Annotated in this window: 7 protein-coding genes; 4 read left to right on the top strand and 3 right to left on the bottom strand. The window is 61.6% G+C overall.

Annotated elements, in window-relative coordinates; translation table 11 throughout:
- Positions 1-325: 325 nt before the first annotated feature.
- From IHN22_RS08930 to IHN22_RS08915, 4 genes are all read left to right on the top strand, one after another.
- Positions 326-559 (top strand): hypothetical protein, encoded by a 234-nt coding sequence (locus IHN22_RS08930; RefSeq protein WP_087188354.1) that lies wholly within the window; start codon positions 326-328, stop codon positions 557-559.
- Positions 560-584: 25 nt separating this feature from the next.
- Positions 585-857, top strand: coding sequence for a sigma-70 family RNA polymerase sigma factor (locus IHN22_RS08925; RefSeq protein ID WP_191434849.1), 273 nt, complete (start codon positions 585-587; stop codon positions 855-857).
- A gap of 97 nt (positions 858-954) precedes the next feature.
- Positions 955-2,319 carry an RNA polymerase factor sigma-54 gene (gene rpoN, locus IHN22_RS08920; RefSeq protein WP_087390878.1) on the top strand — a complete coding sequence of 455 codons (1,365 nt, stop codon included), beginning with the start codon at positions 955-957 and terminating at the stop codon, positions 2,317-2,319.
- 14 nt (positions 2,320-2,333) lie between these two features.
- On the top strand, positions 2,334-2,990 hold the full coding sequence (locus tag IHN22_RS08915) for an HAD family hydrolase (protein ID WP_191434847.1): 657 nt from the start codon (positions 2,334-2,336) through the stop codon (positions 2,988-2,990).
- Between the two features lie 149 nt (positions 2,991-3,139).
- Here the strand turns inward: IHN22_RS08915 and IHN22_RS08910 are convergent, their stop codons facing one another.
- From IHN22_RS08910 to ablA, 3 genes are all read right to left on the bottom strand, one after another.
- Positions 3,140-3,928, bottom strand: coding sequence for an OAM dimerization domain-containing protein (locus IHN22_RS08910; protein WP_191434845.1), 789 nt, complete (start codon positions 3,926-3,928; stop codon positions 3,140-3,142).
- Positions 3,925-5,493, bottom strand: coding sequence for a lysine 5,6-aminomutase subunit alpha (locus tag IHN22_RS08905; RefSeq protein ID WP_191434843.1), 1,569 nt, complete (start codon positions 5,491-5,493; stop codon positions 3,925-3,927). Before IHN22_RS08905 ends, IHN22_RS08910 begins: the two co-directional genes overlap by 4 nt.
- A gap of 84 nt (positions 5,494-5,577) precedes the next feature.
- On the bottom strand, positions 5,578-6,831 hold the full coding sequence (ablA, locus tag IHN22_RS08900; protein ID WP_087188349.1) for a lysine 2,3-aminomutase: 1,254 nt from the start codon (positions 6,829-6,831) through the stop codon (positions 5,578-5,580).
- Positions 6,832-7,021: the final 190 nt, after the last annotated feature.

Below are 7,021 nucleotides of genomic sequence, written 5' to 3'. Positions count from 1 at the left end.
TGGACGGACTCGAACCCCCGACCGGTTGATTACAAATCAACTGCTCTACCAACTGAGCTACACCAGCAGACCAGCTCGTCCACAGCGAATGTTATTTTATCAGGGAGAGGAGGATTTGTCAAGAGAAAGAACAAAATTTTTTAAAAAATTTTTGGAGGAGGAATGGGTATCCGGCCACGGGTGTGGACAGACCCGCTGCGGGATGTGCAGCGGGTACCGCCGGCAGAGTGGTGCCGCCTTTGCGGTGCGGAGCTGTATGGCCAGGAGCGGGAGCTTTGCCCGCTCTGCCGGGCGGAGCTTATCGACAGAGAGAAGGGGACTAGGCATGACATTACAGGAGTTATCGATTCAATATCGGGCAGGTGCGGAGACCCTGCGGCAGCGGGTGCGGCTGCTGGAGAGCCGAAGGACGGCCGCGGTGGACGAGCACGGACGCCGGCTGCTGGAACAGCGCATTCGCCATCTGGAGGCCATGTGGCGAGAGGCCCGGGACCTGGCGGTCCTGTGTGAGCGCTATTACGACAGGGGGTATCACTGCAATGTCCGGTACACGATATAGGAGAGGGAAAGAGTTTGCCGCCGATATGGCAGTCTATGCTCAGGTCATGGCGGAGGATAACTCCGAGCAGATGGGGCGGCTGCGCCGCAATGTGGTGCGGGCCCTCCAGGAGGATGTAACCCCCCGGCAGCGGGAGTGTATGCTGCTCTATTATGAAAAAGGGCTCAATATGCGGCAGATCGCCGAGCTGACCGGCGTGGATAAATCCACCGTGTCCCGCAACATCAAGCGGGGAGAGTCCCGGCTGCGCCGCTGCCTGCGCTATGGAGCCGAGCAGCTGCTGGCGCCTCGGGAGTGAAGTATTTTCTACCGGGCGAGATGTTGAAATGTGAGGGGGTTCCATGATATACTTTCTTCCGAGAAACCGCGAAAATGGGCGAAGGGAGGAAGTTACCTTGGAATTGAACCTGACACAAAAGCAGACACAGACCCTCTCTCCCCAGATGATGCAGTCCATGGAGATCCTTCAGATGGGGTCTCAGGAGCTGCTGGAATACATTGAGGAGGCCGTGCAGGAGAATCCGGTGCTGGAGCCGGAGGAGCGGTACGACAAGGCGGATGAGAGCGATCAGCTCCGCCGCAAGCTGGAGTGGCTGGAATCCACCGACCCTCAGAACCGTTACTATCACCAGCAGGACACTGAGGAAGAGGACGACCGGCTGGGCAATTACGGCACCATGGAGGACCGGGAGGACAACCTGTATTACTATGTACTCTCCCAGCTCAAGGTGCTGGATCTGCCGCCGGAGGTCATGGAGGCCGGCACCTTCCTGGTGGAGAGCCTCAACGCCAACGGCTGGCTGGATGAGCCTCTGGATGCCCTGGCTGCCGATTACGGCTGCCAGGTGGAGGTGCTGGAGCAGGCGCTGGCCGCCGTCCAGTCTCTGGAGCCCGCCGGCGTGGGGGCCCGGGACCTGTCCGAATGTCTGCGGCTCCAGCTGGTGCGCCGTACGCCGGTGGACGAGCTGGCAGTGCGTATTGTGGAGAGCCAGCTGGACGCCCTGTCCAAGAGCCGCTACGGCCTCATTGCCCGGGAGCTGAAGGCAACCCCCGAGGAGGTACGGGCCTCCTGCGAGTTGATCCGCACCCTGAATCCCCGGCCGGGCACCGGCTTTGCCGCCAGAGAGAACCTGACCTACATCAATCCCGATATCATCGTGGTCAGCTTTCCCGATCACTTCGAGCTGCTGCCCAACGACTACTATTTCCCCACTCTGGGGATCAGCGGGTACTATACCCGTCTGCTGAAGGAGAGCGATGACCAGCAGGTGAAGGATTACCTCACCGGAAAGGTCAAGCAGGCCAAGTGGATGGTCCATGCCATTGAGCAGCGCCGATCTACCCTCATGTCCTGCGCCGGGTGCATCCTGGAATTGCAGGAGGCCTTCTTTCGGCAGGGACCGGGCCATCTGGTGCCCATGTCTCTGGCCGATGTGGCCGGGCGCATCGGGGTCCACGAGTCCACGGTGAGCCGGGCGGTAAAGGACAAGTACATCCAGTGCTCCATGGGGGTGTATCCCCTGAGCTACTTCTTCTCCCGCAGCCTGGGGACCAGCAGTGAGGACGCCGCCTCTCCCGATGCGGCCAAGGCCCTACTGAAAAAGCTCATCGCCGGAGAGGACAAGAAAAAGCCTCTGTCCGACCAGAAGTTGTGTGAGATGATGACCGCCCAGGGCTGCCCTCTGTCCCGGCGCACCGTAGCCAAATACCGGGATGAGCTGCACATCCCCAGCACCACGGGGCGGAAGCAATACGAATGATTTTTGGAGGAACCATGGGTTTTCAAGGGGTATTTTTTGATTTTGACTATACGCTGGGGGATGCTACCGAGGCCATTGTGGCCGGTTTCCGGTACGGCTTTGAGCAGATGGGTCTGCCGGAGCCGGAGCGGGAGGCGGTGCGCCGCACCATCGGTATGACTCTGGAGGACGGCTATACCACCCTCACCGGAGACCAGCGGCCCGAGCAGCGGGCCCTGTTTCGGAAGCTGTACACTGAGAAGGCTGGACCACTCCAGGTGCAGGTGACCAAACTCTTCCCCGGTGCGGCGGAACTGCTTGCCGCCCTAAAGGAAGCGGGCATCCCGGCAGGTGTGGTAAGTACCAAGCGCACCGACACACTGACGGCAGTGCTGGAGGCCAGAGGCGTACGGCAGAGCCTGGTTTCCATCACCGGCGGCGACAAGGTGGACCGGCCCAAGCCGGACCCCCAGGGGCTGCTGGCAGCCCTGGCAGAGCTGGGTCTGAAGCCGGAGAATGTGCTCTACTGCGGGGATACCCTCATTGATGCGGAGACCGCCCACCGGGCCGGGGCCCATTTCTGCGCCGTTCTCAACGGTACCACCACCCGGCAGGACTTTGAAGCCAGCGGCCTGCCGCTGGATCATGTGGCGGAGGACCTTGGGGATCTGAAGGCCTGGCTGGGGCTGTAATTCTATTATATAAGGTAGCAAAAAATGCCGGGGCAGCAGTCCCGGCGTTTTTTACACAAAACGGACAACGGGGCCCCGTCTGGGGCCCCGTTGTCCTACAGAGAAAAAGAGGGGAAAAAGAGGAAAAATCGAAACAATAGAGATTTGGGTTACTTACCCAGGCGGCGGACCATTTCCTTGGCGCAGAAGGTGGCCACGTCGTCAGCATAGGTACCGGCACCGAAGCCGGCGTCATAGCCCAGCTCCTTAGCCAGAGCGTGGGTGATACGGGCGCCGCCGCAGCAGAAGATGTACTTCTCGCGGACACCCTCAGCCTCGGCCAGCTCGATGAGTTCGGTCAGGTTCTGGATGTGCACGTCCTTCTGGGTCACGGTCTGGGACACCAGCAGCACGTCGGCGTTGACCTCGGCGGCCTTCTTGAGGAACTCCTCGTTGGGCACCTGGGAACCCAGGTTGTAGGCCTCGATCATCTCATAGCGCTCCAGGCCGTAGTGGCCGGCAAAGCCCTTGCGGTTCATGATGGCGTCGATGCCCACGGTGTGGGCGTCGGTGCCGGTGGAGGCGCCCACCACCACCAGCTTGCGGCCCAGCCGCTCCTTCAGGAACTCGTCGGTCTCGTCCATGCTCATGGCCTCGTCAGCCACGGTCTGGACCACGATCTCATTGTAGTTGATGGTGTGGGTCAGAGAGCCGTACACCACATAGAAGGTGAAAGCCTCGTCCAGCTTCTGCCGGAGGGCCACGTTGGGGTCGGCCAGGCCCATCTTCTGGGCGATGAGCACGGCAGCGGCCGCGCCCTTGTCGTCGTCCTTGACGGGCAGGGTGAAGGACATCTGCACCTTGCCGTCGTTCATGGTGTCGCCATAGGGTTTCAGCCGGGTCAGGTCCAGGGTGGTGTCCAGGTCCTTATCGCGGATTTGATACAGTCCGGAACTCATTTGCCGGCACCCCCTTTCATCATGGGCTCAAGGAAGGGGTTGAAGTACCCGGCGGCCTTGCTTACCACGCCGTCCAGGCCCTTGCCGCCGTCGCGAGGACGCTTGATGTCGGCAAAGATGCCCCGCTCCAGGGTCTCGAAAATGCCCAGCTGCTCGATCTGGCCCAGCAGATCGGTAGCCTTGTGCAGCACGTCGGCAGCACGGTTCTGCATGATACCGCCTTCCTTGAAGACGATCTCGCTGCCCAGGTCGTGCATGGTGCGGAAGATGTACTGGGCGTTCTGGATGGCCAGGAAACGATCGGACAGGAAGGGGGTGTGGATGGCCTCGGTCATCATACCCAGCAGGTGGATCTTCTGGTTGGTCAGGATGGTAACCATGTTGAACAGGGCATCCTGAACCTGGCCACGGAAGATGTTGCCGGTCATAAACTTGGTGGGAGGCATATACTTCAAAGGCGCATTGGGGAAGATCTCCCGGGCCATCTCGGCCTGGGCCAGCTCATACAGGAAGCCGTTCTCCACGTCGGGGTCGATCTCAAAGGCGTGACCCAGACCCATCTGCTCCTCGGGCAGGCCGGCCCGCAGGGCGAAGGCCTCATTGAGGAACTGGGAGGCCAGCACGGTGTGGGCCTCTTCCACAGCGTCAGCGGTGGTCAGGTAGTTGTCCTCACCGGTGTTGATGACTACGCCGGCGTAGGCGTTGATGGCCCGGGAGAAGGACTGGTCCACCAGGGTGCGCTGCATATTGATGTCGCGGAACAGGATGCCGTACAGGGCGTCGTTCAGCATCACGTCCAGGCCCTCAAAAGCGCCCATGGCGGCGATCTCGGGCATACACAGGCCGGAGCAGTAGTTGCACACACGGATGTAGCGGCCCAGCTCCTCGCCCACCTTGTCCATGGCCTCACGCATCAGGCGGAAGTTCTCCTGAGTGGCGTAGGTGCCGCCGAAGCCCTCGGTGGTGGCGCCGTAAGGCACATAGTCCAGCAGGGACTGGCCGGTGGTGCGGATCACGGCGATAACGTCGGCGCCCTGGCGGGCGGCGGCGGTGGCCTGCACAACGTCCTCATAGATGTTGCCGGTGGCCACGATCAGGTAGATCCAGGGGCCCTGCTTCTCGCCGCCGTGGGTGGCGATGAAGTCCTCGCGGCGCTTGCGGCGGGCGCGGATCTTGGCCAGGCTGGCCTCCACAATGGGATCCAGAGCGGCGTGGATCTCGGCCTCGCTGTGGGTGGGCAGAGCGGTCAGGTCCAGCTTGTCGTTGGCCACGTCCTCGGCGATGGCCTGGGGATCCTTACCGGTCTCCACCATGGCGTTGCCGATCCAGAAAGCGGCGCCCTGGGGCAGAGCGCCCTTGTCCATCAGGTGCTCCACAACCACGTTGGGCAGAGGCACGTCGCCGGCGTCCACACCGTCGATGCCCAGCAGGCGGCAGATGGTACGCTCCACGGCCACGGTGGTGCAGCCGTCGATGAAACGCTGGGTGTCGTCCGCCACGCGGGAAGCGTGAGCGCGGGCCTGTTCCACCAGCTTAAAATCAAGGTTCAGCTTGGATTCCAACATCGATCACTTCCATTCTTTGTCAGTTCAAAAACGGGGGGCAGCGGATCGCCGCGGTTGGGCGGCGATCCGCTGTATTTATCTGGATTACTCCTCGTGGTGGGAGCGCTTATGACGCTCCAGGTTGGCGGGCTCCATGGAGAGCGCCTGGCCGCGCTCCAGGCCGGCCACACCCATGAGCTCCTTCTTCTTCTTGCCGGTGCAGTAGTCGCACTGACAATCGGTGTAGTGGTCGGGCTCGGTGTAAGTGGTGATAACGCCCTCGTAGTTGCGCAGGATGACCTTCTTGGGGGTCTGGGAGATGACGTACTGAGGCATGACGGGAGTCTTACCGCCGCCGCCGGGGGCGTCCACCACGAAGGTGGGCACGCAGAAGCCGGAGGTATGACCGCGCAGGCCCTCGATGATCTCGATGCCCTTGCTGACGGGAGTACGGAAGTGCTCCAGGCCCATGGACAGGTCGCACTGATAGATGTAGTAGGGGCGCACCCGGATTCTGACCAGCTCGTTGACCAGCTTCTTCATGGTGTAGACGCAGTCGTTGATGCCGGCCAGCAGCACGCTCTGGTTGCCCAGAGGGATACCGGCGTCAGCCAGCATGGCGCAGGCCTTGGCGGACTCGGGGGTGATCTCGTTGGGATGGTTGAAGTGGGTGTTCAGCCAGATGGGATGATACTTCTTCAGCATATTGCACAGCTCGGGAGTGATACGCTGAGGCAGCACCACGGGGGTACGGGAGCCGATGCGGACGATCTCCACGTGGGGGATCTCACGCAGCTTGGCGATGATGTACTCCAGGCGCTCGTCGGAGCAGAGCAGAGCGTCGCCGCCGGAGAGCAGCACGTCCCGGATGACGGGGGTGTTGCGGATGTACTCGATGGCCTGATCCACCTGATCCACAGGCAGGCCGGCGTCGTTCTGGCCGGCGAAGCGGCGGCGGGTGCAGTGACGGCAGTACATGGAGCACTGGTCGGTGATGAGCAGCAGGCAGCGGTCGGGATAACGGTGAGTCAGACCGGGAGCGGGGGAGTCCTCATCCTCGTGCAGGGGGTCCAGCAGGTCGGCGGCGGACTGATGCAGCTCCTTGGCGGTGGGGACGGCCTGCAGCCGGACGGGATCGTGAGGATCGCCGGGCTGAATCAGGGACAGATAATAAGGAGTGATGGCCATGCGGAGGGTGCCGAGGCAGGCCTTAACGCCTTCCTCTTCCTCGGGGGTCAGATCCACATACTTCTTCAGGTCCTCCAGAGTCTCGATGCGGTTCTTGACTTGCCAATGCCAGTCGTTCCACTGCTCGTCAGTCACATCGGGGAACAGGATCTTACGGCGGGACTCTACCATAACAAGGTCATCCTTTCTAAATCAGTGTGGGGATGTGCCATTCACAGGCGTCAGGGACCGGGAACCGGAACGGGGGGAGAAAGGGTTGGGGAGGAGAGTTTCTCCAGCGGGACCGGGGCCGGAATCATCGGCCGCAGAACGATCACATCAATCAGCTCATCTGTCGATGGGACAGGTAAGTCACAAAGTA

The organism is Flavonifractor sp. An112 (assembly GCF_904377885.1).
GTDB classification, from domain to species: domain Bacteria; phylum Bacillota; class Clostridia; order Oscillospirales; family Oscillospiraceae; genus Flavonifractor; species Flavonifractor avicola.
The sequence above is the reverse complement of the archived record's forward strand: the minus strand, read 5'-3'. Positions and strand labels throughout refer to the sequence as shown.